The sequence below is a fragment of the Novosphingobium aerophilum genome (assembly GCF_014230305.1).
Lineage (GTDB): Bacteria > Pseudomonadota > Alphaproteobacteria > Sphingomonadales > Sphingomonadaceae > Novosphingobium > Novosphingobium aerophilum.
Window position 1 is genome coordinate 1 of record NZ_JACLAU010000001.1, and the last position, 24,602, is coordinate 24,602.

General features: G+C 68.5%; 22 protein-coding genes. 11 read left to right on the top strand and 11 right to left on the bottom strand.

What is annotated here, in order from left to right; genetic code table 11:
* Positions 1-402: 402 nt before the first annotated feature.
* The 7 genes from H7F49_RS00005 to H7F49_RS00035 are packed head-to-tail and all read right to left on the bottom strand — an operon-like array spanning position 403 to position 7,736.
* Positions 403-1,023: an FMN-dependent NADH-azoreductase gene (locus H7F49_RS00005; protein ID WP_185681513.1), complete on the bottom strand. Its 621-nt coding sequence runs from the start codon at positions 1,021-1,023 to the stop codon at positions 403-405.
* A gap of 13 nt (positions 1,024-1,036) precedes the next feature.
* Positions 1,037-2,197, bottom strand: coding sequence for an acyl-CoA dehydrogenase family protein (locus tag H7F49_RS00010; protein ID WP_185681514.1), 1,161 nt, complete (start codon positions 2,195-2,197; stop codon positions 1,037-1,039).
* Between the two features lie 26 nt (positions 2,198-2,223).
* Positions 2,224-3,600: a dihydrolipoamide acetyltransferase family protein gene (locus tag H7F49_RS19725; protein ID WP_185681515.1), complete on the bottom strand. Its 1,377-nt coding sequence runs from the start codon at positions 3,598-3,600 to the stop codon at positions 2,224-2,226.
* Between the two features lie 14 nt (positions 3,601-3,614).
* Positions 3,615-4,625: an alpha-ketoacid dehydrogenase subunit beta gene (locus H7F49_RS00020; protein WP_185681516.1), complete on the bottom strand. Its 1,011-nt coding sequence runs from the start codon at positions 4,623-4,625 to the stop codon at positions 3,615-3,617.
* A 12-nt stretch (positions 4,626-4,637) separates the two neighbouring features.
* Positions 4,638-5,612: a thiamine pyrophosphate-dependent dehydrogenase E1 component subunit alpha gene (locus H7F49_RS00025; protein WP_185681896.1), complete on the bottom strand. Its 975-nt coding sequence runs from the start codon at positions 5,610-5,612 to the stop codon at positions 4,638-4,640.
* Positions 5,613-5,625: 13 nt separating this feature from the next.
* Entirely contained in the window at positions 5,626-6,975 is a 1,350-nt protein-coding gene (locus H7F49_RS00030; RefSeq protein WP_235981462.1) for an aromatic ring-hydroxylating oxygenase subunit alpha, read from the bottom strand.
* Complete coding sequence (locus tag H7F49_RS00035) at positions 6,975-7,736, bottom strand: SDR family NAD(P)-dependent oxidoreductase (RefSeq protein WP_185681517.1); 762 nt, start codon at positions 7,734-7,736, stop codon at positions 6,975-6,977. The genes H7F49_RS00030 and H7F49_RS00035 overlap by 1 nt, the downstream gene beginning before the upstream one ends.
* 288 nt (positions 7,737-8,024) lie before the next feature.
* Between H7F49_RS00035 and H7F49_RS00040 the strand changes: the two genes are divergently transcribed.
* Genes H7F49_RS00040 through H7F49_RS00055 form a run of 4 tightly spaced genes read left to right on the top strand, consistent with a single transcriptional unit; the run spans position 8,025 to position 11,492 of the window.
* On the top strand, positions 8,025-8,768 hold the full coding sequence (locus tag H7F49_RS00040; protein ID WP_185681518.1) for a TetR/AcrR family transcriptional regulator: 744 nt from the start codon (positions 8,025-8,027) through the stop codon (positions 8,766-8,768).
* Complete coding sequence (locus tag H7F49_RS00045; protein ID WP_185681519.1) at positions 8,765-9,967, top strand: CaiB/BaiF CoA transferase family protein; 1,203 nt, start codon at positions 8,765-8,767, stop codon at positions 9,965-9,967. The genes H7F49_RS00040 and H7F49_RS00045 overlap by 4 nt, the downstream gene beginning before the upstream one ends.
* Positions 9,964-10,341, top strand: coding sequence for a Zn-ribbon domain-containing OB-fold protein (locus H7F49_RS00050; protein WP_185681520.1), 378 nt, complete (start codon positions 9,964-9,966; stop codon positions 10,339-10,341). The genes H7F49_RS00045 and H7F49_RS00050 overlap by 4 nt, the downstream gene beginning before the upstream one ends.
* A complete protein-coding gene (locus H7F49_RS00055; protein WP_185681521.1) occupies positions 10,341-11,492 on the top strand; it encodes a thiolase in 1,152 nt (383 codons plus the stop codon). The genes H7F49_RS00050 and H7F49_RS00055 overlap by 1 nt, the downstream gene beginning before the upstream one ends.
* A gap of 394 nt (positions 11,493-11,886) precedes the next feature.
* Here H7F49_RS00055 and H7F49_RS00060 read toward each other — a convergent pair whose 3' ends face one another.
* The gene (locus tag H7F49_RS00060; protein ID WP_235981464.1) at positions 11,887-13,488 is read right to left on the bottom strand and encodes a class I adenylate-forming enzyme family protein; all 1,602 of its coding nucleotides are present in this window, start codon (positions 13,486-13,488) and stop codon (positions 11,887-11,889) included.
* A gap of 273 nt (positions 13,489-13,761) precedes the next feature.
* Between H7F49_RS00060 and H7F49_RS00065 the strand changes: the two genes are divergently transcribed.
* The gene (locus H7F49_RS00065) at positions 13,762-14,493 is read left to right on the top strand and encodes a TetR/AcrR family transcriptional regulator (protein WP_185681523.1); all 732 of its coding nucleotides are present in this window, start codon (positions 13,762-13,764) and stop codon (positions 14,491-14,493) included.
* Here the strand turns inward: H7F49_RS00065 and H7F49_RS00070 are convergent.
* Positions 14,433-15,173, bottom strand: coding sequence for a ThuA domain-containing protein (locus tag H7F49_RS00070; RefSeq protein ID WP_185681524.1), 741 nt, complete (start codon positions 15,171-15,173; stop codon positions 14,433-14,435). The genes H7F49_RS00065 and H7F49_RS00070 overlap by 61 nt on opposite strands.
* Before the next feature lie 158 nt (positions 15,174-15,331).
* Between H7F49_RS00070 and H7F49_RS00075 the strand changes: the two genes are divergently transcribed.
* Both H7F49_RS00075 and H7F49_RS00080 read left to right on the top strand, forming a co-directional pair.
* Positions 15,332-16,252: an SDR family oxidoreductase gene (locus H7F49_RS00075; protein WP_235981466.1), complete on the top strand. Its 921-nt coding sequence runs from the start codon at positions 15,332-15,334 to the stop codon at positions 16,250-16,252.
* A 47-nt stretch (positions 16,253-16,299) separates the two neighbouring features.
* Positions 16,300-17,067, top strand: a complete 768-nt coding sequence (locus H7F49_RS00080) for an SDR family oxidoreductase (protein ID WP_185681525.1) — start codon at positions 16,300-16,302, stop codon at positions 17,065-17,067.
* A gap of 151 nt (positions 17,068-17,218) precedes the next feature.
* Here the strand turns inward: H7F49_RS00080 and H7F49_RS00085 are convergent, their stop codons facing one another.
* Together H7F49_RS00085 and H7F49_RS00090 are read right to left on the bottom strand one after the other, a co-directional pair.
* Complete coding sequence (locus tag H7F49_RS00085; RefSeq protein WP_185681526.1) at positions 17,219-18,568, bottom strand: aromatic ring-hydroxylating oxygenase subunit alpha; 1,350 nt, start codon at positions 18,566-18,568, stop codon at positions 17,219-17,221.
* A gap of 76 nt (positions 18,569-18,644) precedes the next feature.
* Positions 18,645-21,137, bottom strand: coding sequence for a TonB-dependent receptor (locus H7F49_RS00090; RefSeq protein WP_235981472.1), 2,493 nt, complete (start codon positions 21,135-21,137; stop codon positions 18,645-18,647).
* A 249-nt stretch (positions 21,138-21,386) separates the two neighbouring features.
* On the opposite strand from H7F49_RS00090, the gene H7F49_RS00095 reads away from it, so the two are divergent.
* From H7F49_RS00095 to H7F49_RS00110, 4 genes are read left to right on the top strand one after another with little or no spacing between them, the layout of a single operon-like run.
* On the top strand, positions 21,387-21,971 hold the full coding sequence (locus H7F49_RS00095; RefSeq protein WP_185681528.1) for a nuclear transport factor 2 family protein: 585 nt from the start codon (positions 21,387-21,389) through the stop codon (positions 21,969-21,971).
* 27 nt (positions 21,972-21,998) lie between these two features.
* Positions 21,999-22,310, top strand: a complete 312-nt coding sequence (locus H7F49_RS00100; RefSeq protein ID WP_185681529.1) for a putative quinol monooxygenase — start codon at positions 21,999-22,001, stop codon at positions 22,308-22,310.
* A gap of 12 nt (positions 22,311-22,322) precedes the next feature.
* Positions 22,323-22,619, top strand: a complete 297-nt coding sequence (locus tag H7F49_RS00105) for a putative quinol monooxygenase (protein WP_185681530.1) — start codon at positions 22,323-22,325, stop codon at positions 22,617-22,619.
* Positions 22,620-22,635: 16 nt separating this feature from the next.
* Entirely contained in the window at positions 22,636-24,579 is a 1,944-nt protein-coding gene (locus tag H7F49_RS00110) for an outer membrane protein assembly factor BamB family protein (protein ID WP_235981479.1), read from the top strand.
* The last annotated feature ends 23 nt before the right edge of the window (positions 24,580-24,602 follow it).

Consider the following 24,602-nt stretch of genomic DNA (forward strand, 5'->3'; position numbering starts at 1 on the left):
TCCGGGCCCAAGCTCCCCAGCGGGCTGCTACGACCAAGGGGGACGCGGGCTCGCGAACGGGCGGGAGGCTCCGCTAGCGGAGCCTCCCGCAATCGCATCATGCACCACTTTCAAGATACAAGGGGGAGGATCAGGAACGTCCGCTCTCCACCCAGTGTGCCCTTCCCACACCCGCTCAGCCTGAGCCTGTCGAAGGCCACGCGCTGACTTCAGCCCGACATCCCGGCTCGGCTGCGATCCCGGGCAAGTTGGAAGGACCAAGTCCAACCGTCACCACGTGGGCTTCGACAGGCTCAGCCTGAGCGGGTGTTGGGATAATGGAAGAAGACCATTCCGACCGGGAGGAGTTTGGCAGCTCCCCACAAAATCGGATCGCTTTCTGCCGCTGAACGCGGCCTCGCCCTACCCCCGTAACAACCCCGCCAGGGCGTCCGCCTCGGCATAGGCGCGCTCCATCGCCGCCTCGACCTCTTCGGGGCTGCCATAGGTCGGCCGCACCTGCAGCTCGTGCACGTCGGTCACCCCGATGAAGCCCAGCCAGGCGCGCATGTAGGCGGTCTGGAAATCCAGCTCGGCGCCGGGCTGGCCGGGGCGGATGTCGAGCGCGCCCGAGCAGACCAGCACCGCGCGGCGGCCCGCGGCAAGACCGGTGACGCCCTCGGCCGAGACGGTGAACGCGAGGCCCGGCTGGGTCAGCACGTCGATGTACTGCTTAAGGCGCCAGGGCACGCCGAAGTTCCACATCGGCACGCTGAACACGTGGGTGTCGAACGACAGGAAGTGGGCGACCGTGGCGCGGATGCCCTCCCATGCGGCGATCACCGCCGGGTCGACCGCGCGCCCCTCGATCAGGTCATAGCGCCCCTCGATCGCGGCGCCGTCGAAGGCCGGAAGCGTGGCCGCGGCGAGGTCGAGCGTCTCGACCTCGGCCGCGCCGAGCCCGGCGATCAGGCGCCGGGCGACCTTGTCCGAGCGCGAGCGGTCGCCGCGCGGGCTCGCCGAGATATGCAGCAGCCGTGTCATTCCCGCGGCCCCCTCAGCGTCGCTGGTCGAACCGGCGGCCCAGCAGGGCCCCGGCGATGTTGGTCTTCTGGATGTCGATCGCGCCGCCGGCGATGCCCCAGCCCCATGAATCGCGCAGCCGCCGTTCCATCGGGAAGTCCTTGGAATAGCCATAGGCGCCCATCAGTTGCAGCGCGTCGCCGGTCACCTCGCGGGCGATGGTGTTGGCAAAGCACTTGCCGGTCGAGCTGTGCAGGACCGAGGGCAGCCCTTCCTGCGCCACGGCGGCGGCGCGCCAGATCAGCAGGCGGGCGGCCTCGACCTTCATGTGCATCTCGGCCAGCTTGAGCTGCACCGCCTGGAACTCGACGATCGGCTTGCCGAACTGCTTGCGCTCCTGGACATAGGCGGAAACGTCCTCCAGCGCGCCCGAGGCCTGGCCCAGCGCCATGGTGGCATTGCCGCAGCGCTCCAGATCGAAGGCTTCCATCAACTGCTTGAACCCGCCCGCCGGGACGATGATGTTGGCGGCCGGCACCTCGCAATCGTCGAAGTTGAGATCCGACGAGGGCACGCCGCGGAAGCCCATGAGCTGTTCGTTGGGACCGAAGGTCAGCCCCGGCGCATCCTTTTCGACCAGCACCGCGCCGATGCCCTTGGCGCCCGGATCGTCTGAGAGGCGGCAATAGACCACATAGGCATCGGCATGCCCCCCGCCCGAACACCAGCGCTTGGTGCCGTTGATCACCACGGTATCGCCGCGCACCTCGGCGCGGGTCTTGAGGTCGGTCAGGGCGCTGCCGGCGTCGGGTTCGGACATCGACACGGCCACCACCATGTCGCCCGCGCAGACCGCCGGGACGACCCGCCGCTTCAGTTCGTCCGAGCCGAAATGTTCGATCGCGCGGACCGGGCCGACCGAGGATTCGAAGATCGGGAAGGCCACGGCCGAGGAGATCTTGGCGAATTCCTCGAGCACGACCAGCGCCTCGATGTTGCCCAGCCCCAGCCCGCCCAGCGCGGACGAGACGTTGATCCCCAGAAAGCCCATCTCGGCATAGCGCTTCACCAGGGCATGGCTGGGCGGCTTGTTGTCGCGCTCGCACTCGGCGGCGATGGCGGGAAGCTCGGCCCGGGCGAATTCGCGGGCGGCGTCCTGCAACTGGCGCTGTTCGTCGGAGAGGGAGAAATTCATCGATCTGGCTTTCAGGGGGTTGGGGTTCAGGCAAGCAGCTCGGGCTGCTCGATCAGGCGGGCCAGGGCGGCCATGAAGCGGCCGGCGTCGGCCCCGTCGATCGCGCGATGGTCGCAGCTCAGCGAGAGGTGGAGCACCGGGACGATCCGCAATGCGCCATCATCGGCGATCGGTTCGGGACGGGCCGAACCGACCGCCAGGATCGCGCCCTGCGGCGGGTTGATGATCGCATCGAACTGTTCGACCCCGAAACTGCCGAGGTTGGAGAGCGAGAAGCTGCCGCCGGAGAACTCCTCTGGCCGAAGCTGGCCGGTCCGGGCCCGTGCCGCCAGCGCCTTCATCGTGGCGGCAATCGCGGCCAGGCTCTGCGTCTCGGCGGCGAAGACGATCGGGGTGACAAGCCCGCGCTCCGTCGCCACGGCCACGGCCACATCGGCTTGGGCGAACTGATGGATGTCCTGGCCGTGCACCTGGACATTGATCGCCGGGACTTCGCCCAGGGCCAGGGCACAGGCGCGGATCAGATAGTCATTGACGCTGGGGCGATCGCCCTTGGCAGCGGCGCGGTGGGCCAACAGGCGGTCGGCGCGGACCCTGCGGCGGACATAGAAGTGCGGAATCTCCTGCTTGGCCTGGGTCAGCCGGCGCGCGATCGTGCGCCGCATCGATGACATCGGCATGACCTGGGGAACGCCCGCGGCGGCGGCGGTGGCCGGCCGGGCATTGGCCACGGCGGCGAGCACGTCGGCGCGGCGAACCTTGCCGCGCGGGCCGGTGCCGGCCACCTTGGCCAGGTCCAGCTCGTGCAGCGCGGCGAGCCGCCGGGCGACCGGAGTGGCCCGGACCGGGCCTTCGGGCAGGAGCGGCAACGGGCCGACCAGCGCCGGGGCCACCGGGGCGCGGGCCGCCTGGTGAACGTCCTGCACCGAAATCCGGCCATGACGGCCCGATCCCTGGACCTGGCTCAGGTCCAGCCCCAGCGCCTGGGCCTCGGCCAGCGCCGCCGGGCTGATCGCCAGCCCGGCGGGGACCGGCGGCGGGGCAGGCGGTGCGGCAGGGGCCGCGGCGGGGGCGGTGTCAGCGGCATCGGGATCGAAGCGGGTGTCCGACGGCCGGAACCCGGCGATCAGCGCGTCGATCTCGGCCGCGCTCGCCTCACCGCCGTCCGACAGCACGGCCAGCAGGGCGCCGACCGGATAGGTCTCGCCCGGCTTCGCCAGGATCCGCACGAAGCGCCCGTCGGCCTCGGCCTCGACCTCGTTGGTGATCTTGTCGGTCTCGATCAGGGTCAGCACGGTGCCGCGGGTGAAGGGGGCGTTTTCCGCCACCATCCAGTCGGCGATCGTGCCTTCGGCCATCTCGATGCCCCACTTGGGCATGGTGAACGGCTTGAGCTTGGCCATGGTCCGGGCCCCGCTCAACGGAACGCGAGGGTGCGACGGACCGCATCCTCGACCGTCTGGGGGGAAGGCAGCCAGGCCCGCTCGAGCACGCGCGAGAACGGGATCGGCGCGTGCGGTCCGGTGACCAGCGCCGGGGGCGCCTTCAGGCTGGTGAAGGCCCGCGCCGCGACCAGCGCGGCGATGTCGGCGGCCAGGCTGCAGCGTGGCGGGCTCTCGTCCACCACCACCAGCCGCCCGGTCTGCTCGACCGAATCGAGCACCGCGTCCTCGTCCATCGGGCTGGTCGTCCTGAGGTCGATCAGGTCCACCCCGATCCCGTCCGCGGCCAGCTTGTCCGCCGCCTTTTCGGCGAAGTTGACCATGCGGCCGCAGGCCACCACGGTCACGTCGCCGCCCTCGCGCACCATCCGCGCCTGGCCGAAGGGAATGCGGTACTCGCCCTCGGGCACCTCGCCCTTCACGCCGTAGAGCGCCTTGTGCTCGAAGAACATCACCGGATCGTCACCGCGCAGCGCCTCGGTCAGCAGGCCCTTGGCATCGGCCGGGGTGGTCGGCAGGACCACCTTCAGCCCGGGCATCGCGGTCAGCAGGGCATAGACCGACTGGCTGTGCTGCGCCGCGGTCTGCATCCCCGCGCCATAGACCATCCGGACCACCGCCGGGCAGCGGGTCTTGCCGCCGAACATGTACCGGAACTTGGCCATCTGGTTCCACAGCTGGTCCAGGCTGACCCCGACGAAATCGGCGAACATCAGTTCGGCCACCGGGCGCTTCCCGGCCAGCGCCGCACCCGCCGCCGCGCCCACGATCGCGCTTTCCGAAATCGGTGTGTCGATCACCCGGTCGGGGCCGAACTTGGCCCACAGCCCGGCAGAGGTCCCCCAGATCCCGCCGATCGCCTCGGGCCCGCCGGCCGTGCCGTTGCCGCCGACCACGTCCTCCCCCAGCAACATGATGTCGCTGTCGCGCTCCATCTCGGCGTGGAGCGTGCTGAGGATCGCCTCGCGAATGTTCATCACCGCCATGGTCGTTCGTCCTCAGTGGTATTCGGCATAGACATCGTCGGCGACGGTCGCCGGATCGGGATCGGCGGCGGCACGGGCCTCGGCCACGGCCGCGTCGATCAGGGCGGCCACCTCGGCGTCGACCGCGTCGAGCTCGGCCCCGGCCAGCAGCCCGGCCCCGGTCACCCGGGCGCGGAAGCCCTTCAGGCAATCGCGCTCGGCACGGATCCGGTCGATCTCGCCCGGGCCGCGATAGCGCTGGGGATCGCCTTCGAAGTGGCCATAGAAGCGTTCGGTATCGAGCTCGATCGCGGCCGGCCCGCCGCCGCCGCGAACGTGCTCCAGCAGGTCGCGGAACGCTTCGTAGGTGTCGAAGAAATCGCACCCGTTGGCGCGCCACACCTTCATCCCGAAGGCTTCGGCCCGGCTGGCGATGTCGCGCGCGGTGCCCACGGCATAGGCATCGCCGGTGTGTTCGGAATAGTGGTTGTTCTCGAAGACGAAGATCGCCGGGGCCCTGGTGACCACGGCCAGGTTCATCGCCTCGAAGGTGGTGCCCTGGTTGCAGGCCCCGTCGCCCGAGAAGGCGACCCCCACCCGGCCCTTGCCGTCGACCTTGGCGGCGAGCGCCGCGCCCACCGCCTGCGGCGCCCCGCCACCGACGATGCCGTTGGCGCCGAGCATGCCCACGTCGAGGTCGGCGATATGCATCGAACCGCCCCGCCCCTTGCACAGCCCGCCAGCGCGGCCATAGATCTCCAGCATCATGCCCTTCACGTCGCAGCCCTTGGCGATGCAGTGGCCATGGCCGCGATGGGTCGAGACGATCTTGTCCTCGATCGTCAACTGGTCGCAGATCCCGACCGCGACGGCTTCCTGCCCGGCATAGAGGTGGGTGAAGCCGGCGATCTCGCCGGTCTTGATCTCCTCGTGCAGGCGTTCCTCGAACGCGCGGATCGTCGCCATGCGCCGGTAGGCGCCAAGCAGCTGGTCGTGCCCCAGTTGCAGCATCGGGTTCCTCTCAGATGTCGTCCGGGCCCTTGCCGCCGGGACCGTAGATGTAATCGTCCAGCACCTTGTGGAAGTGCCGGATGCGCAGCTCCTGCTCGCCGATCCACAGCCCGGGGAAGCTGTCGGACTGCATCCCCAGCTGGACGGTGGGCAGGTTGTGGGCGTCCTGATCGAGCACCTGGCCGATGCTGCGGTCGCCGTGCTTGAAGCGGCGATGCTTGACGCGCTCGGGCCAGGGCTCGCCCTCGGGCACCAGTTCGAACACCCAGACGTCGTAGAGCATCTTGTTGGGGTCGGTGGCGTGAGGCCGCTGGCGGAACATCAGGATGTCGTCGGCGTGGACGTTCAGCGCCACGTTGGGGAAGATCATGTAGTGATAATCGTCGGTCAGCTGATCGTCGTTCAGCGCCGAATAGTCCTTCCCCTGGGCCGGACCATGTTCGCGCTTGAAGCGCTGCACATCGCGCCGGATGTCGCCCACCCGCCCTTCGTAGTCGGCCGGGTCCATCCCGGCATTGCGCATGATCTCGTCGATCGCCGGGGGAATCGTGCTGGGCATGGCAACCCGCGGCGAGATCGTCGCGAAGGGGATCAGGTAGCGGTTGTGCCGTTCGTAGCAGTCGATCTGGACGTTGACGTCGTCGAGGTACCACAGCAGCTGGGGGTGGATCCCCTGGACATGGTAGGTTTCGTTGAAGGCATCGACCGAGGCCTTCCAGTTGCAGTCCCATTCCACCGTGACATCGCGCTTCCACGCCATCCGCTCGGGGTGGTAGGGCTCGAGGTGATCCTTCAGCGGCGCGATGTAGTCATCGAACGGCTCGACCTCGGGGTTGAGCGAGAACCAGACGAAGCTGTTCCACTCGGTGCAGGGCAGGCTGCGCAGGGTCATGCCGGGAGGGCCGCCCTGGGGGAAGGTGCACAGGTCGGGCAGCCGCTCGATCCTGCCGTCCAGGCCATAGGTCCAATGATGGTACATGCAGCGGAACTCGGTCGCCTTGCCGATCCCTTCGGGGCGCAGGCGGTTGCCGCGGTGCAGGCAGACATTGGGAAAGCAGCGCAGCGAACCATCGGCCTGGCGCACGATCAGCACCGATTCCTTGCCGATCTCGGTGCAGATGTAGTCGCCCGGCTCGGGGATGTCGTCGGCGCGCCCGCCCAGCAGCCAGACCTTGGTCCAGACCCGCTCCCACTCCAGCTTCATGAACTCTTCGGAGTAGTACCGCTCGGCCGGGATCACCGCCGTGCCCAGTTCGGGATCGGGCGCCTTCTCCACCGGGGTGCGACCGCCGGGCCGCGCGGGATCGACGCGGATCACGTCGACGACGCGCTTCACATCCATCCGCGCGGTGTCCCACATCAGAAGTGCGTCCGGTTGGTGAAGCCCCCGTCAACCACCAGGTGCGACCCGTTGCACCAGCTCGCCGCATCGCTGGCCAGGAACACGATGGCGCGGGCGATCTCCTCGGGCCGGCCCAGCCGGCCCATCGGCTGCTGGCGCAACTGGGACTGGTAGAACTTCTCCATCGTGCCCTTGATCATGTCCCAGTTGCCGCCCTCGAACTCGACCGGCCCGGGCGAGACCACGTTAACCCGGATCCCGTCCTTGCCGTGAGCCAGCGCCAGCTGCTTGCCGTAGGTGATCAGCGAGGCCTTCATCGCGTTGTAGGCCTGCGGTCCGCCCATGGCCTCCAGCGCCGAGGTGGTGGAGACCAGCACGATCGCCCCGCGCTGCTGCTCGGTCATGGTCGGGATCACCGCCTCGATCGCGCGGACCGGGCCCATCACGTCGGTTTCGAAGGCGTTGTACCAGTACTTCTCGCTGCCGATGCCGCCGCTGGCCGAGCTCAGCGGGATCAGCACGTCGACCCCTTCCAGCGCCTCGATCGCCCAGTCGAGCCAGGCCTTGTAGTCATCGGCGCGCTTCACGTTGACCGGCTTGCCGACCACCCGCGTGCCATAGCGCGACAGCGCGGCCACCGCGTCCTTGACCGAATCCTCGCCCCGCGCGCTCAGCGCCACGTCGCAGCCTTCGCGGGCCAGCACCTCGGCCACGGCGTAGCCGATCCCGCGCGCCCCGCCGACGACGATCGCCTTCTTTCCCTGCAGCCCGAGATCCATGCCACGCCCTTTCCTCTGCGCCCGTTCGGTAGGACAAAGGCAAGGCCGCGCAGTTCGCCGCACGATCTGGTCGACCGCTCCGGATCGCGCCCCAGACCTTGTCCTTTCTCCCTGGCCGCGCAGTCTATTGAACGGCCCGGGCGTTGCAAACAAAAAACATGCTTGCATGCTTTTTTTTGGTCGCGCATGCTGCGCCCTGACGGATCGCGCGCCGATGCCCCGGGATGGCCCTGGGGTAAGGCCAGCACGGCCGCAGGGGAGAGGCCGGATCCGGCCGACAGGACAGGCATGGCGCTTACCACCAGGCGGACCGGCACTGCTGCCGCCCCGGCCATCGTGGCCCGCGGGGGGTCGGAAACGCCCAAGCCCGATGCGGCAAACCCGATTGCAGCGAACCCCGATCCGGCCAACGAGGCCGGCCGGCAGACCCGCAAGAGCGCCGCCACCCGCGCCCGGCTGATCGATGCGACCATCGCCTGCCTGGTCAAGTACGGCTATGCCCAGACCGTCACCCCGCTGGTCGCCGCCGAGGCCGGGCTGTCGCGCGGGGCGATGCTGCACCATTTCGCCAATGGCGACGCGCTGATCCGCGCCACCATCGCCGAACTCCACGATCGGCGGCTGAACGCCTTCCGGCGTGCCTCGCAGGCCCATCCCGGGGACGTCAGGGGCATGGTGCGCGGCTATTGGCAGCAGTTGCAGAAACCGGGCTTCATTGCCTTCCAGGAGCTGGCCATGGCGGCGCGCACCGATGCCGGCCTCGCCGCGATCCTGCTGCCGCTGCAGGCCGAGTTCACCGCGCGGTTCAAGGCGCTCGCCGGTCAGCTCTATCCCGACTGGACCCGGGAGCCCGACCGGCTGGCCCTGGCCATGGCCCTGTCGCAGACCCTGATGGAGGGCATCCGCATCGCGGACCTGACCGGGGCGGTCGATCCCGTCCAGATCGAACCCTTGCTGGACTTTCTGGAAGCGAGTGTCACGGCCCTGCGGCCCCAGGCGCCCGCGGCGGACCTTGCGGGAGCCAGGACATGAGCGGAAAGGGCCAGGGTCCCCTGGCGGGCGTCAGGGTGCTCGACCTGACGAGCGTGCTGATGGGCCCCTATGCCACCCAGATCTTCGCCGACCTGGGCGCGGACGTGATCAAGATCGAGGGACCGGGGGGCGACACCACCCGCGCGATCCCGCCTGGCCCGGACCCCACCCGCGGGGCGATGTTCCTCAACGTCAACCGCGGCAAGCGCAGCCTGGCGCTCGACCTCAAGCGGCCCGAGGCGCGCGAGGTGGTGCTGCGCCTGGCCGGGCAGGCCGACGTGTTCATCCATTCGATGCGCGCCCAGGCGATCGCCCGGCTCGGCCTGGACTATGCCGCGCTCAGCGCGGCCAATCCGCGGATCGTCTACGCCAACCTCTATGGCTACGGACGCGAGGGACCCTATCGTGACTATCCGGCCTATGACGATATCGTCCAGGCCGCCTCGGGCGTGGTCGATCTGCAGGCCCGCCTGTCCGGCGGCGAACCGACCTATGTCGCCAATGTCATCGCCGACAAGGTCAGCGGGCTGACCGGCGCCTATGCGGTGATCGCCGCGCTGTTCGCGCGCGAACGGACCGGGATGGGGCAGGAGGTGGAAGTGCCGATGTTCGAGACGATGGTGTCGTTCGCCGCGGTCGAGCACCTGTGCGGATCGCTGTTCTCCCCTCCGCTTGGCCCGCCCGAATACCCGCGCGCCACCTCGCCCTCGCGGCGGCCTTACCGCACCGCCGATGGGCACATCGGGGTGATGATCTACAACGACAAGCAGTGGCAGGCCTTCTTCCGGGAACTGGGCGATCCGGACTGGTCGCGCGATCCGATGTTCGCCAGCCTGCGCAGCCGGACCGAGAACATCACGGCGGTGCTGGCGCGCGTGGCGCAGGTGCTCGAGACCCGCAGCACGGCCGCGTGGATGGATCTGTTCCGCCGCGCCGAGATTCCCGCGACCCCGATCGCCTCGCTGGAGCAACTGCTGCACGATCCGCACCTCGAGCAGACCGGGTTCTGGGAGGAGCGCGAGACGGAGCTGGGCACGGTGCGCTTCCCCGGCATCCCCACCCGCTTTTCCGACACGCCGGGTGCGATCGGCGATCCCGGCCCGCGCCACGGCGCCGACAATGCGGCGGTGCTGGCCGAGGCCGGGTTCGGCGCCGACGAGATCGCCGCGCTGACCGCCAGCGGGGCGGTGCTGGGATGAGCGGCGCGGCGCAGCATTGGGATGAGGCCCTGGCCGCAGGCCGGCTGCTGCTGCAGCGCCCGGTGGGCGGCGGGGCGGCGGTGTTCCCCCCGCGCGAGTTCGCCCCCGGCAGCGGCGCGGCGCTCGAATGGTTCGAGCCGTCGGGCCGTGGCACGGTCTACAGCGTCACCTGGGTCCAGCGCCGCCCGCCCGAGGCGCCCTACAATGTCGTGCTGGTCGACCTCGCCGAAGGGGTGCGGATGATGGGCCGGGTCGAGGGGGTCGGCGAGGACGGCCTGCAGATCGGCATGGCGGTCACCGCCCGGATCGTGGCGGCGGGCCCGGACGGCGCCCCGCTGGTGGTGTTCGATCCCCTGCCGGAGGGCACGCGCTGATGGGCGACCGTTTCCCCCGCGGGCGCACCGCCGTGGCCGGCGCGGCCACCTTCGGCCTGGGCGAGGCGCCCGGCTTCTCCACCATCGAGCTGGCCGCCCGCGCGGTGCAGGGCGCGCTGGCCGACGCCGGGATCGCCCTGCCCGAGGTCGACGGCCTGTTCATCGCCCTGCCCGACGATCTCTTCGCCGGCCTGTCGCTGGCGCAGTATCTGGGGGTCCATCCCCGCTTCACCGACAACAACCGCTCGGGCGGGGCCTCGTTCATGAGCCATGTCGTCACCGCGGTGATGATGCTCGACGCCGGCTATCTCGACTGCGCGGTGATCGCCTATGGCTCGAACCAGCGGTCGAGCGGGGGCCGGTTGTCGACCCCTGCCCGGTCAGACCGCTGGGAAGCGCCCTATGCCCCGCTGTACCCGCTGTCCTCCTATGCTCTCGCGGCGGCACGGCACATGCACCAGTACGGCACCACCCGCGAACAGCTGGCCGAAGTGGCCGTGGCGGCGCGGCGCTGGGCCGACACCAATCCGGAGGCCTTCGCCAAGGGGCCATTGACGATCGACGATGTCCTGTCCGCGCGGATGATCTCGACCCCGATCGGCGCGCGCGACTGCTGCCTCGTCACCGATGGCGCCGCCGCGCTGGTGCTGACGCGCACCGACCGCGCCCGCGACCTGCGCCGCCCGCCGGTCCCCGTGCTCGGCGCGGCGGCGGCCACCTGGCACAACGCGATCAGCCAGTCGGCGGACCTCACCGTCACCGCCGCTGCCGAAAGCGGCCCGCGCGCCATGGCCATGGCGGGCGTGACCCCGGCCGAGATCGATGTGGTCCAGCTCTACGATGCCTTCACGATCAACACGGTCCTGTTCCTCGAGGACCTGGGCTTCTGCGCCAAGGGCGAAGGCGGCGCCTTCGTCAGCGGCGGCGGGATCGCCCCGGGCGGGCGGCTGGCGGTGAACACCAACGGCGGCGGCCTGTCCTGCTGCCACCCGGGCATGTACGGCCTGTTCGCCATGGTCGAGGCGGTCCGCCAGTTGCGCGGCGAGGCGGCCAACCCGATCGCCGGCGCCGAACTGGCCCTGGCGCACGGCAACGGCGGCACGCTGTCGGCCCAGGCGACGGTCATCTTCGGCAGCGCGGCGACGGTTTAGGGACGGGATGGCCGGAACCGGAGGGGAGCGGACGGTGGGCGCACGGGGACGGGGCCAGCCAAGCCGGTGCCGACTCGAGAAAGATCATCGTCGTCCCGGGCTTGACCCGGGACAGGGCTGTTCCGCATCAGCCGTAGTCACGCAAGCCCTGCCCCGGCTCAAGGCCGGGGCGACGATAAAGGAGGGATGGAATGACGCACTTTCCTGCCGGAGAGCGACAGCGCCCTCTCCCCTCCAGGGGAGAGCACAGGTCCGCCTGAGGCAGCCCCGCCCTTTCCTACTCCGCGCCGGGCTGTCATGCTCCGCCCGGCTCTTTTGCATCGTGACTATTTTCGGGGCGCCGCGAACTTCTGTGCGGTCGTGGCACGGGTGAACTTGGCGAAGTTCGCCGCGTTCACACCCCCTCCAGCTCGGCGATCAGGCTGTCGCGCAGGCGGAACTTCTGGATCTTCGAGGTCGACATCGGCCACTCCGTGACCGTGCGGACATGGCGCGGGACCTTGAAGCTGGCGAGCTTGCCCTTGCAGTGCGCGATCAGCTCCGCCTCGCTCGCCGTCGCGCCCTCGGCCAGCTCGACGAAGGCGGCGGGCACCTCGACATAGCGGGGGTCGGGCACGCCGACCACCTGGGCGAGCTTCACGGCCGGATGGGTCTGCAGCATGGCCTCGATCTCGGCTGCGGCGACGTTCTCGCCGCCGACCTTGAGCATGTCCTTGGTCCGGCCGTGGAACATGATGTTCCCGCCGGCGTCGATCGAGCCGATGTCGCCGGTGTGGAACCAGCCGTCGCGCAGCGCCTCGGCGGTCTTCTCGGGCGCATTGTAATAGCCCTTGAGCATGTTGGGCCCGCGCAGCAGGATCTCCCCGCGTTCGCCCGTGGCAAGGTCCTCCCCGGTCTCGGGGTGGACGATCCGCACCTCCCAATCGTCCAGGGGATAGCCGCAGCGCTCGGTGCGGGTCTCGTAGCTGTCGCTGAGGCGGCTGGTCGAAACGGTGCCCGCGGCCTCGGTCATGCCGTAGGTGCTGACCTGGATCGTGTGCGGCATGGCCGCAGCCACCGCATGCTTGATCCATTCGGGCTGGACCGCGAAGTTGGAGTTCATCACGCGCAGCTTCGACAGGTCGGTCTCGCGGAAGCTGGGGTGATTGATCAGGTCCTGCATGATGGTGACGAAGCTGGGATAGGCCACGGTCGCGCCCTCGCGTCCGAGCATCTGCAGCGCGACGCCGGGTTCGAAGTGCGGCACGGTCAGGTAGGCCCCGCCCAGATCAAGGATCATCAGCATCGGCAGGATGCCCGCGATGTGGAAGATCGGCAGCGGCGACCACACCTTGTCCGCGCTGGTGCATTCATAGCGGATGCCCAGATTGCGGCTGTTGCCGACCTGTCCGCGGTGCGAGATCAGCGCGCCCTTGGGGTTCGAGGTTGTCCCCGAGGTGTAGAGGATCATCGCCGTGTCCTGGGGATCAACCCCCGCAATGCGGGCATCGAGCGCGGCCTCGCTCACCCGGTCGGCCAGCGCCAGCGCGGCCGAACTGGTCAGCATCGCGGGGTGGCAGGCTTCGTCCAGCGAGACAATGCTGCGCAGCATGGGCGCCTCGGCCAACTGCAGCACGGCTCCGGCCGATGCCCCTGCCAATGACGGCAGAGCGGCGCAGACCCGTTCGCCGTAATCCAGCGAATCGGTCATCCGACCGGCCGTGATGAGGGCAACCAGATCGGCATCACGGGCGACGTAGGCCAGTTCATGCGCCTGGTAACGGGCGTTGATCGGGACAGCCACCGCACCGGCCATGGCGATCCCGCAGAAGGCCTCGATGAACTCGACGCAGGTCGGCATCAGCAGACCGACATGCTGGCCAGGCTCGACACCCAGCGCGATCAGCGCGCGGGCCCAGCGGCGGGCCGCCTGGTCAAGCGCGGCATAAGTGACGCGACGATCGGGAAAGACGATCGCCTCGCGATCGGCATGCCGCTGCGCCGAAGCCCGAATCATCGCACCGATTGTGTGGATCTGTGCCGGCTGTTCCATTCATCCCCTTGCCCGTCGGGCCGTTCCGGTCCGCCTGGCCGCAGCCGGCGCCCTGGTTGTTTCGAGGAGTCTAGGCGAGGCGGGTAAAAAAGACAATCATATCTGTCTTTTTGTGCGGGACGGCCGCGTGGCGCGGGGTGTTCTTGCGGAAACGGCCACCTCCGCGCTATGGCACCGGATTGCACGCCGGTTCCGCTGATGGAACCTCCGCTAGACCAGTCGACCAGGCAAACACCCATGGCCCTTTCCCGCACCCGGATCGCTCGCCCTGTCCGTCCGCCCCGTCCGGCCGGTGACAAGGGCCCGCAACTGCAGGCAGCCAAGGCCGCCCAGACGCGCGCGCGCCTGATCGATGCGACGGTGCGCTGCCTGGTCAAGTACGGCTATGCCAACACCACCACCCCCAAGGTGGCGGACGAGGCCGGGCTGTCTCGCGGGGCGATGATGCACCACTTCGAGAACGGCACATCGCTGATCAAGTCGACCATCGCCGAGCTGCACGAGAAGCGCCTGCGCGCCTTCCGCCGCGCCGCCGACAAGCCGGTGCACGAAGTGACCGACCTGGTCGAGACCTACTGGCGCCAACTGCAGAAGCCGGCCTTTATCGCTTTCCACGAGCTGGCCGTCGCGGCCCGCACCGACAGCGAGCTGGCCAGCATCCTCAAGCCGCTGCAGGATGAGTTTTCGGAGAAGTTCAACGCCCAGGCCGAGCAGCTTTTCCCGGAGTGGGCCTCGTCCCCGGACAATTTCGCCCTGGCGATGACGCTGTCGCAGACCATCCTGGAAGGCATGGCCATCAGCCTGCAGACCGGCGCCATGGTGGCCGAGAAGGTCGAACCGATGCTGCGCCACCTCGAGCGGCAGATCGCCGCGCTGGTTCCTGCGGCCGAGGGCGGAGACGCTGGCGCTCAGGCGTCCGAGCCGGAGGCGGTGAAGCCCCAGCGGATGCCGCGGCGCAAGAGCTCGTAGAACACCGGGTAGTTCCAGCCGCAGCGCTGCGGATGCGGCCAGAACGGGGCGACAGGCTGGAGGTCATAGTGACCCCGGCAGTGCCCCAGCGTCAGGTACAGGATCGCCCCCTCCCCGATCCGCCGCTCGTAGAGCACCGGCACTTCCGGCTCGTCCCACTCGGCATCGCGGAACTCGGGGCAGGAGCCGGTAAAGACCGTGTGGAGCAGCACGTCGATGTCGCCACGCCGCCGGGTCAGATAAAGCTCGTCCTCGATCCGGAACCCGCGCAGCCCCGTGGTTAGCGGGTGATCCGGCCGGGTGATCTCCACCTTGAACGGCGCGATCGGGGGGTGGGCGGCGAACTGCGTGCCAACCAGGTCCATGAAGGCAGGCGCCTCGTCGGGCGTGTCGCAGATCCCGTCCGCGCCGAATCGCAGCAGCGAATTGGTCCCATGCAGGGCGAACCAGCGCCCACCCCGTCGGAGGAAGGCCTCCAGCGCGGCGGTCTGTGACGGATCCGGCACCACGTCACAGGTGTAGGTGATCAACAGTTCGGCCCCGGCAAGGGCGGCCAGATCGGCATAATCGGTGGACACCGTGGTGCGGATGCGGGCATCCTCGGCCAGCAGCTTGAGCAGTTCGAGCCGTGCGAAGTCGATATCGTGATACTTGCCCGAGGCGACCAAATGGGCCCGCATGGTTCGTGCTCCGTCAATGATCGCCCTGCCGCCCGAGTCCGCGCGCCAGCGCAAAACACAATCAAACCTGTTTGTCTTTTTTATTGCATCGCGCTAACCTGTAAGGCAACTGGTTTCGACGGGACCGGCAGTCCGATCGGACCACTAGGGGAGAGCCTTTGAGCGCGTCCAAGATGAATGCACCGCGGATCTTCCGTCCCGAGCCCGGTGATCCCGGCCGCCCGGCCCGCGGCCTCAGCGATGAAGCCCTGGCCGAGCAGCGCAGCGTTTTCCGCGAAGACCTGCTGGAAGGGCACACCATCCTGATTTCGGGAGGGGGCAGCGGCATGGGCAAGGCGGCGGCGTTCCTCGCCGCGCGGCTGGGCGCCAATGTCGCCATTTGCGGCCGGGACAGCGCCAAGCTCGACAGCACGGCAACGCTGATCCAGCAGCACACGGGCCGGACGGTGTTCTGCCAGTCCACCAACATCCGCGACGCCGACGCGGTCGAGGCGCTGATTGGCAGGGTCAGCGACCACTTTGGCGGGCTCGACACCTTGGTCAACAATGCCGGGGGCCAGTTCCCCCAGGACGCGATCGACTTCACCCGCAAGGGCTGGCTGGCGGTGATCGACACCAACCTCAACGGCACCTGGTGGATGATGCAGGAAGCCGCCCGACGCTGGCGCGAGGACGGTCGGGCCGGGCACATCATCAACATCGTCGCCAATGTCGAGCGCGGCATGCCCCAGGCCGCGCACACCTGCGCCGCCCGGGCCGGGGTGATCTATCTGTCGAAGACCGTGGCGACCGAGTGGGCGCCCTTCAACATCCGGGTCAACTGCATCGGCCCCGGCGTGATCGAGACGGAGGGGTTCCGGATGTATCCGGAAGAGGCGCTCGCCCGGTTCCACCAGGCCAACCCGATGAAGCAGCGCGGCAACGCCTGGGACGTGGCCGAGGCGATCGCCTACCTCGCCTCTCCGGCGGCGCGGTTCATCAATGGCGACCTGATGATCATCGACGGGGGACAGGCCCAGTGGGGCGTGGTGTGGCCGGCGGGAATGCCGGACTACTTTTCCGAGGATGGCACGGGCTGAACCGCGGCCGCCGGGACGAGCAATCAAAGACCAGACGGGAGACGGATATGGGCCGGGTAGCGGGCAAGGTGGCGCTGGTGACAGGCGGCGGATCGGGGCTGGGCGCGGCCGACTGCATGGCCCTGGCGCGCGAAGGCGCCGCGGTGGTGGTTACCGACGTCAACCTCGCCGCGGCCGAGGCCGTGGCCGACCAGATCAAGGCGAGCGGGGGCTCGGCCATGGCCCTTGCCCATGACGTGTCCAGCGAAGCACAATGGGTGGCGGTCATGGCCGCAATCGAGCGGCAGTTCGGTCGGCTCGACGTGCTGGTCAACAATGCCGGGGTCGTGCTCAGTGCCGATGTCGAGGACACCACGCTCGACAAGTTCCGCTGGGTCAACGGCATCATGATCGATGGCGTGTTCCTGGGGATGAAATACGCGGTGCCCCTGATGAACAAGGGTGACGGCGGATCGATCATCAACATGTCCTCGGTCGGTGCCCTGCTCGGCTATCCGATCTTCTTCGCCTATTCCGCCGCCAAGGGCGCGGTCCGGTCGATGACCAAGTCGGTGGCGGTGATGGCCCAGGTCAAGGGCTACAAGATCCGGTGCAACTCGGTCCATCCCGGCGCGATCGAGACGCCGATGGTCCAGGAGGCCGAGGGCCGCATCGGCCAGCCCAAGGAGATCCCGGCGGGGGTTCTGCCCTATGGCACCCCGGGCCATCCCGACGACGTGGCCGCCCTGGTGGTGTTCCTCGCCTCGGACGAATCGCGCTTCATCACCGGAGCGGAGCTGGTGATCGACAACGGGGTGACCATCCGTCCGTTCTGATCCGCCCGGGCCGCAGCGCTTACCGGTCCGATCGATTTGTTCTGAGCCGCTTCGGGTCGCCCCCACGAACCGCCAGAACGAGGAAAGGGGAGGAGAACCATCACGGTTCTCCTCCCCTTGACCTTTCGCTCAGCCTGTTTCCGTCCTGCGGTCAGCCGCGGGCCATCATCCGGTCCAGTTCCGCATGGAAGTGGCGTAGACGCCCTTCCTGTTCGCTCCAGAGCGGCCCCTTGAAACCGCGCGAGTGCGCGCCCTTCTGCACCACCGGCAGCAGTTCGCTGTCCTGATCGAGCACCTCGCCAAGGCATGGCGGTTCGCCCAGGGCGGTGTGGATCACATCGGGCCGGGTGCGGCCGGACAAGTCGGTGTCCTCGGCCAGGCCCATCCAGGCGGGGGCCGAATAGCCCGGCGCATCGACGTGCCGGTAAAGGATGCAGGTGTCGTAAGTGAACTGGTTCGGGTCGGTCGGGTGCGGAAGGAAGCGATGCAGGAAGGTCGCTTCGGGATGGCAGCCGATCTGGACGTTGGGGAAGATCGAATAGACCACCGAGTCCGACAACTGGCTGTCGCTGAATCGTTCGTAGCGCAGCCCCAGTTCCTCGGAACGCCGACGCTTGGCCTGCTGCACGGCGGCCCGCGTCTCACGCGCGGTGCCGGTGAAGGTCTCGGGATCGATCCCGGCGTCCCGCAGCATGAACTGGATGCCCGGATTGACCGACTCCTGGTCGGGGAAGCGCGGGCTGGGCTGGGCGAAGGGCACGAACTGCCGGCTGAGCCCGCCGGGCCAGAGGTCGATCTGGGTGCGATCGTCCATCAGGCACTGGGTCTGCGGGTGAACCGCGTGGAGGTGGTAGATCTCGGCAAAGGCGTCGACCCCGCCCTTCCAGTTGGCGCCCCAGTCCGACCGGCGGTGCTGGACCACGTACATCTGGTCGATCTCGTAGAGTTCGAGCTGGGGCAAAATGGGCGCCAGGAACTCGCGCAGCGGCTTGATGTCGGGGTCCATCGCCACGAACACCAGCCCGGCGGCGACCTCGCAGCGGACCGAGCTCAGGTCGGTGCCATGACACAGCACCTCGGGCCGGAAGGTCTCGGCATCGGTGACCGCCTGGTTGCGACCGTCCAGCCCGAACTTCCACGAATGGAACGGGCAGGTAAAACGGTCTAGCGAGCCGAAATCGGTCGTGACCAGTTGGCTGCCGCGGTGCGGGCAGACATTGTAGTGGGCGTGGATCGCATCATCCTCGCCGCGCACGATGATGAAGCTTTCCGGGCCGATATCGAACTTCATGAAGTCGCCCGGCTCGGGGATGTCCGACAGCGGCCCGGCCAGCAGCCATGAGCGGGCGAAGACCTTGTCCCACTCCTCTCGCGCGAAGCCCGGATCGGTGTAGCGCTCCGGACCCGGCCGTCCGGTGCCGTTGTCGATACGCGGCGCCCGGTCGTTGAACGGATGGCGGGCGCCGGTGTGAATCTCCCACAGATCGAATTCGGTCTTCATCACTTGTCTCGCTATCGGCAACGGCCGCGTCCGGAGACGCGGCCGCCATGTTGGACGGATCCCCCCCGATCGACGATCAGTTCGCGCCGCGGAACCGCAGCCCCAGCTCGACCCCGAAGTAGCGCGGGGCGCCGAAGTTGGAGTTGAGCCACAGTCCCGCCACGTTCTGCGAGGCGATCCGGTAGCGCTGGTCGGTCAGGTTCCGGCCCAGCACGCGGACATAGTACTGGTCCTCGGCCTGGGCGATGGTCAGCGAGGCGTTGACCAGGGTCCGGGCGTTGAGGAAGGTGTTGCCCAGCGGATCGTCGATCGCCTGGGTGTTGAGGTTCCGACTGGTGTGCGCCGCCGAGGCATTGGCGACAAACTTGAAGTTCGACGACAGCGCCGTTTCGTAAGTGCCGTCGATCGTCCACTGCCAGCGCGGTGCACGATCGAGCGGAGCCGAGGCCAGGTTATAGCCGGCGGTCGGCGCGGTGTAGGTGTCGTAGCCGGAGTCCTGGAAGCCCAGCACGCCGCGCAGCGAGAAGCCGCGGAACAGCCGCGCCGTGGCCTCGGCCTCGATCCCCTTCACCGTCGCGCTCGCCGCGTTGACGAAGATCGTCACCTGGTTGGGCTGGCCGTTGACCACCAGCGGCACGTTGAGCTGCTTCTGGAGGTCCTTGTACTTCACGTAGAAGCCGGTGAGGTTGAAGCGCAGACGCCGATCGAACAGCTCGGTCTTGACGCCGGCCTCGAAGCTGTCGGCCGTTTCGGGACGGGTCGCCCGGGCGGCGGTGCGGAAGGCGTTGAGGTCATTCCCGAACGGCGCGAAGCCGCCGATCTGGTCATTGAAGCCCCCGCTCTTGAACCCGCGCGAGTAGGTCGCGTAGGCGAAGACGTCGGGGGTGACCTGATACCCCAGGCTGGCGCGCCAGGTGGCACGGCGGGCGCTGTCATCGACCTGGACCACGCCGGCCGGATAGTTGAACACGCTGGCGTCGAGCGCGTTGCTGATCCGGATCGAGGGGTCGAAGCCACCCTTCAGCGCAGGGATGAACACCTGCTGGCGGCCGAACCAGGACTTGTTCTCCCAGGTGTAGCGGGCACCCAGAGTCAGGGTCAGTTCGGGGGTGATCTTGTAGGTGCCCTCGGCGAAGGCCGCGCGCGAGCGCGACTTCTGCGCGTTGCAGAGGATGTAGGGCGTGTCGTTCCAGTTGCCGAACGGCAGCGGGCCCGAGGTCAGGTCCAGGAAGCCGAGGATCTGCGCGACGCAGAAGTCGACCGTCTCGCGCTGGTAGAATGCACCGAAGACCGCGTCGAACGGACCGTTGAGCTTGGTGGCGAAGCGCAGTTCCTGCTGGAAGGTTTTGCGGTTGTCGTCACGGGTCGCGTCGAAGAACGACAGCGGCTGGCCGTCGGCTGCAATGGGGGCGGCACCGGCATAGGAGTTTGGAATGCGCGAGCGCTGATAACGCCAGCCGGTGACCGAGGTCAGCCTGCCGAAGTCGAAATCAACGTCGCCATTCAGGTAGATGCCGTCGACCGAGATGCGCTGGCCGTCGGCCATCTTGATCAGGCCGTCCTGCTTGTAGGTCACCGCGGCATTGTGCAGCGGGTCACTGCTGGCCGGGTTCCGGCGAATGGTGCCCAGCAGGTTGGTCAGGAACGGCGTAGTGCCGGTGTAGAGATAGTTCTCGTTGACCGAGGGCACCGTCTCGGAGCGGTCGCGCAGGAATTCGTACTGGGCGAGCAGCTGGACCCGGCTGTTGGGTTCCCACAGCATCTTGGCGCGGAAGTTGACCACGTCCTTGCCGCCCGCCGTGCGGCCATCAAGGCAGCCCGACCGGCCGGCGAACTTGCTGGCGACGAAGGCGGTGACGGGGCCGTAGCACGCACCGTTCCGGTAGAACCCGTCCGACTTCTCCGCTCCGCCGACAAAACGCAGCGCCAGGGTGTCGCCGATCGGCACGTTCAGCGCGGTCTGGAAGCGCTTCGTGGCGAAGCTGCCCACCTCGGCCCGGGCATCGACCCCGATCGTCCCGAGCTCGGGCCGCTTGGTCCGCACGGTGACCGCGCCGCCGGTGGTGTTCTTGCCGAACAGCGTGCCTTGCGGGCCGCGCAGGACTTCCACCTGGGACACGTCGAACACGTCCAGCAACTGGGTCTGGACCGAAGGGACGACGAAATCATCGACCAGCACGGCCACCGGCGGCTCGAAGTAGACGATGATCGAGGTCTGGCCGACGCCGCGCATCGCGAAGGACGCCGCGTTGAAGTTGGTGATCGTGTTGGCCGAGAAGTTCGGCACGAAGGCGGCGAGATCGCCCAGGTCGCGCGGGCTGGCCTGACGGATCAGGCGGCTGTCGACGGCCGAAACCGCGATCGGGGTGCTTTGCAGGTTGGAGTCGCGCCGCGTGGCGGTGACGACGATGTCGTTGAGTCGGTCTTCATCGTTGCCGGTCTGGGCGGACTGCGGCGCCGCAGCCGGATCGGCTTCGGCAGCAAGGGCGGCGGTTGGCAGGAACGCGGGGGCCAGGGCCGATGCCACCAGGGCGCAAGCAGCGGTCGACCGCCGCAGATAACTGCTCATCATCCGTCTCTCCTCCTACCCCGCCATGCTTGCGAGTTGTCTTCAGATTAGCCTCGCGCGGGCATTTTGCAAGCAGACATGTATGTTTTTTCATCACGCCAGCACAAGCCATTTCGCGCCTGACCTTTGGGGTAGGCCGGTCCGGGCGGATTGAGGCCTTGCCCATACATTCATGATTGTTTTTGTAGCGGCGCCGCGTATCATCCGCGGCACGGGGCCGGCAGAGACCCTGGCGGGAGAAGCGAAGTCATGGCCGATGACCGGTCAGCAGAGTGTGACGGCTGGGGCGCGCGCTTGGCGCGGCTTGAGGCGGAGGCCGACATCCGGCGCCTGATCGCGCGTTACGCCTTTGACGTCGACGACCGGCGCGTCGAAGCCCTGCGCGACCTGTTCGCCCCCGATGCGGTGCTGCGCTCCGCCGATGGCGTGATGGAGGCCCGCGGCGTCGACGCGATCATGACGCAGTTTGACGGCCGGTTCTCCGCGCTCGGCGCCGGGCACCATGTCATGCACGACGTGTTGATCGAATTCGATGGCCCCACAGCCGCCCGTGGGCGGATCAGCGGGCATGCCGAACTGTGGCGCAACGGCACGATGATGGTGGCCGCGCTGCGCTACGCCGATCGCTATGCCCTGACCCAAACGGGCTGGAGATTCGCGGAGCGGGTGATCGGCTTCCTCTACTACGTGCCCGTCGAAGCCTATCCCGGCATCCTGGGCCGGACCGACCGCAACCGGGCCTATGCCCGGCCGCTCCCGGCCGACTACCCCGAACCCCTGCCCGAATGGATCGCCTACCATCGCGCGCAGGCCGCCGAGCCGACCGGGGCTTGAGCCCCGCCACCTGGAGAAAGCACCGTCATGGCGTTCAGTTTCCTGTCCCGCTTCCGCATCGCCGCCGGCAAGGAGGACCACTTCGTCGCCCTCGCCCACCAGATGGAGGCGCTGGCCGCCAATGAGCCGGGCACCCTGGGCTACAAGTTCTACCGGCTCGCCGAACCGGGCATGTTCGCGGTCTACGAGAGCTTCGTCGACGAGGCGGCCGACCAGGCGCACATGGCCTATCCGCACAATCAGCCGCTGATCCAGGAGATGATCGCGTGCATGGACGGCAGCTACGTGCGCGAGCTGCTCTACGACCTGCCCCACCCCGCCTCCGATCCCCAGACCTGAACGGAACCGACCATGAGCAAGAAAAGCTTCATCGCCCGGCTGCGCACCCGCCCGGACTCCCGCGATCGCCTGATCGCCCTCCAGACCGAGCTGAAAGCGCTGGTCTTCGAGCACGAGCCCGATGCCCTGGTCTACGAGCTGTTCCAGAGCGAGACCGACCCTGACCTGTTCGAATGCGTCGCGACCTTCCGGGACGAGGCCGCCTTCGACAAGCACATGAGCATCGACTTCCACGACCGGCTGGTGCCGCCGATCCTCGAATGCCTCGCCGAGGACATGAGCATTGCCTTCTACCGCTCGCTGGACTGATCCGGGAACCCCATCGATGACCACTGTACCCCCTTCCCTGCCGCGCCTCGGACTGCTGCCCCGCTTCCGCATGCTGCGCAGCATAACCTTGCTCGCCTTGCCGGCGCTCGCCGCGGGCGGCCTGGCCACCGGGGCCCTGGAGGGTGCCCCGCCCGCCAAGCGCATCAGTTCGACCGATGATCTCCAGGTCTACGATACCCCGCGGATCGATCCGGCGACGGCACCCGGCCGCCCCCTGTTCGAACAGCATTGCGCGATGTGCCACATGGGCGGCGTGGCCAAGGCCGCCTCGCCCGCCTTCCTCGCCATGGTCGCACCGGACTCGATCGTCGCCGCCCTGACCGACGGAGTCATGCGCAGCCAGGGCGCGATGCTCAGCGCCGAGCAGAAGGTGCAGGTTGCCGAGTACATCACCCGCGTGCCCTTCGCCTCGTACCAGCGACCGGCTCCGCCCAAGCAGTGCACCGGCCGGGCCGCCGAATTCGACCTGACCGACGTGCCCGGTCCGATCGGCTGGGGGCGGGACAACCGGCGCTTCATCCCGGCCGCGGTCGCCCAACTCCCTGCCGCGGCCGTGCCCAAGCTGAAGCTCAAGTGGGCCTTTGCCTATCCCGCCGCGAACCGGGCCCGGTCCCAGCCGACCCTGGCCTGGGGGACGATGTTCGTCGGCAGCCAGGACGGCACGATCTTCGCCTTCGATCCGGACAGCGGCTGCACCCGCTGGACCACCCGGCTGAGCGCTGAGGCACGGACTGCGATCGTTGCCGATCCCGACACCAGGCGCCTCTACTTCGGTGACCTGCTCGGCAAGGTCCATGCTCTCGATGCGATGACCGGCAAGGAGCTGTGGGCGGAACGGATGAGCGATCATCCCGATGCGACCATCACCGGCACCCCGACGCTCGGCGGCGGGCTGCTTTATGTCCCGGTCTCGTCGCTGGAGGTGGTCCAGGCGGGCAACCCGGCCTATGCCTGCTGCACCTTCCGTGGCTCGGTCGTGGCGCTCGATCCCGCCACCGGCCGCGAGGTCTGGCGTGCCTGGACCGCGGGCGAACCCAAGCCCCAGGGCAAGACCGCGGCCGGGGCCCCGATCCTCGGTCCGTCCGGAGCGCCGGTGTGGAACAGCCCGACCTATGATCCTGTCACCGACCGGGTCTTCTTCGGCAGCGGCGAGAACTATTCGACCCCGGCCGACAGCAATTCGGACGCGGTCTTCGCGGTCGAGGCGCGCACCGGCCGACAGATCTGGCGTACCCAGCTCACCGCGCGCGATGCGTGGAACGTGGGCTGCATGGTCGGCAACGATTCCTGCCCGACCGAAAACGGTCCGGATCACGACGTCGCGGCCAGCCCGCTGCTCGTCACGGCCGACAATGGCCGCCCGATGCTGGTGGTCGGTCAGAAGTCGGGCGAGGCCTGGGGGCTTGATCCCGCCACCGGCAAGATCGCCTGGCGCACCCGGCTGGGCCATGGCGGAACGCAGGGCGGGGTGCACTTCGGCATGGCCGCCGAGGGGGGCACGGTGTTCGTCCCGATCAACGACATGGCCGACACGTATGACGCGCGGGTCTATGACGCGAAGCTGCGCGGATCGGGGCTCCATGCGATCGACGCCGCGACGGGAAAGGTCCGCTGGTTCACCCGGGCGCCCGATACGTGCCGCGGCGCCAAGTTCTGCGATCCTGGCATCTCGGCCGCGGTGACGGCGATCCCCGGCGTGGTCTTTGCCGGGCACCTCGACGGGATGTTCCGCGCCTATGACAGCCGCACGGGGCGGGTGCTGTGGGCCTTCGACACCCGCCAGCCGATGCCGACGATCGACGGCAAGACCACCAAGGGCGGCAGTATCAGCGGCCCTGGCGCAGCAGTCTGGCGTGGCAAGGTGGTGATGAACTCGGGCTATGGGATGTACAGCCACATGGCCGGGAATGCGTTGATGGTGTTTGAACCGACGCGCTGACCCGGCCCGGGCTCCGGTCGACC

What these genes read in the sequence shown, in the direction of transcription:
- H7F49_RS00005 (WP_185681513.1), bottom strand. Translation starts at nt 1,023, where the DNA reads ATGACACGGCTGCTGCATATCTCGGCGAGCCCGCGCGGCGACCGCTCG.
- H7F49_RS00010 (WP_185681514.1), bottom strand. Translation starts at nt 2,197, where the DNA reads ATGAATTTCTCCCTCTCCGACGAACAGCGCCAGTTGCAGGACGCCGCC.
- H7F49_RS19725 (WP_185681515.1), bottom strand. Translation starts at nt 3,600, where the DNA reads ATGGCCAAGCTCAAGCCGTTCACCATGCCCAAGTGGGGCATCGAGATG.
- H7F49_RS00020 (WP_185681516.1), bottom strand. Translation starts at nt 4,625, where the DNA reads ATGGCGGTGATGAACATTCGCGAGGCGATCCTCAGCACGCTCCACGCC.
- H7F49_RS00030 (WP_235981462.1), bottom strand. Translation starts at nt 6,975, where the DNA reads ATGTGGGACACCGCGCGGATGGATGTGAAGCGCGTCGTCGACGTGATC.
- H7F49_RS00035 (WP_185681517.1), bottom strand. Translation starts at nt 7,736, where the DNA reads ATGGATCTCGGGCTGCAGGGAAAGAAGGCGATCGTCGTCGGCGGGGCG.
- H7F49_RS00040 (WP_185681518.1), top strand. Translation starts at nt 8,025, where the DNA reads ATGGCGCTTACCACCAGGCGGACCGGCACTGCTGCCGCCCCGGCCATC.
- H7F49_RS00045 (WP_185681519.1), top strand. Translation starts at nt 8,765, where the DNA reads ATGAGCGGAAAGGGCCAGGGTCCCCTGGCGGGCGTCAGGGTGCTCGAC.
- H7F49_RS00050 (WP_185681520.1), top strand. Translation starts at nt 9,964, where the DNA reads ATGAGCGGCGCGGCGCAGCATTGGGATGAGGCCCTGGCCGCAGGCCGG.
- H7F49_RS00055 (WP_185681521.1), top strand. Translation starts at nt 10,341, where the DNA reads ATGGGCGACCGTTTCCCCCGCGGGCGCACCGCCGTGGCCGGCGCGGCC.
- H7F49_RS00060 (WP_235981464.1), bottom strand. Translation starts at nt 13,488, where the DNA reads ATGATTCGGGCTTCGGCGCAGCGGCATGCCGATCGCGAGGCGATCGTC.
- H7F49_RS00065 (WP_185681523.1), top strand. Translation starts at nt 13,762, where the DNA reads ATGGCCCTTTCCCGCACCCGGATCGCTCGCCCTGTCCGTCCGCCCCGT.
- H7F49_RS00070 (WP_185681524.1), bottom strand. Translation starts at nt 15,173, where the DNA reads ATGCGGGCCCATTTGGTCGCCTCGGGCAAGTATCACGATATCGACTTC.
- H7F49_RS00080 (WP_185681525.1), top strand. Translation starts at nt 16,300, where the DNA reads ATGGGCCGGGTAGCGGGCAAGGTGGCGCTGGTGACAGGCGGCGGATCG.
- H7F49_RS00085 (WP_185681526.1), bottom strand. Translation starts at nt 18,568, where the DNA reads ATGAAGACCGAATTCGATCTGTGGGAGATTCACACCGGCGCCCGCCAT.
- H7F49_RS00090 (WP_235981472.1), bottom strand. Translation starts at nt 21,137, where the DNA reads ATGAGCAGTTATCTGCGGCGGTCGACCGCTGCTTGCGCCCTGGTGGCA.
- H7F49_RS00095 (WP_185681528.1), top strand. Translation starts at nt 21,387, where the DNA reads ATGGCCGATGACCGGTCAGCAGAGTGTGACGGCTGGGGCGCGCGCTTG.
- H7F49_RS00100 (WP_185681529.1), top strand. Translation starts at nt 21,999, where the DNA reads ATGGCGTTCAGTTTCCTGTCCCGCTTCCGCATCGCCGCCGGCAAGGAG.
- H7F49_RS00105 (WP_185681530.1), top strand. Translation starts at nt 22,323, where the DNA reads ATGAGCAAGAAAAGCTTCATCGCCCGGCTGCGCACCCGCCCGGACTCC.
- H7F49_RS00110 (WP_235981479.1), top strand. Translation starts at nt 22,636, where the DNA reads ATGACCACTGTACCCCCTTCCCTGCCGCGCCTCGGACTGCTGCCCCGC.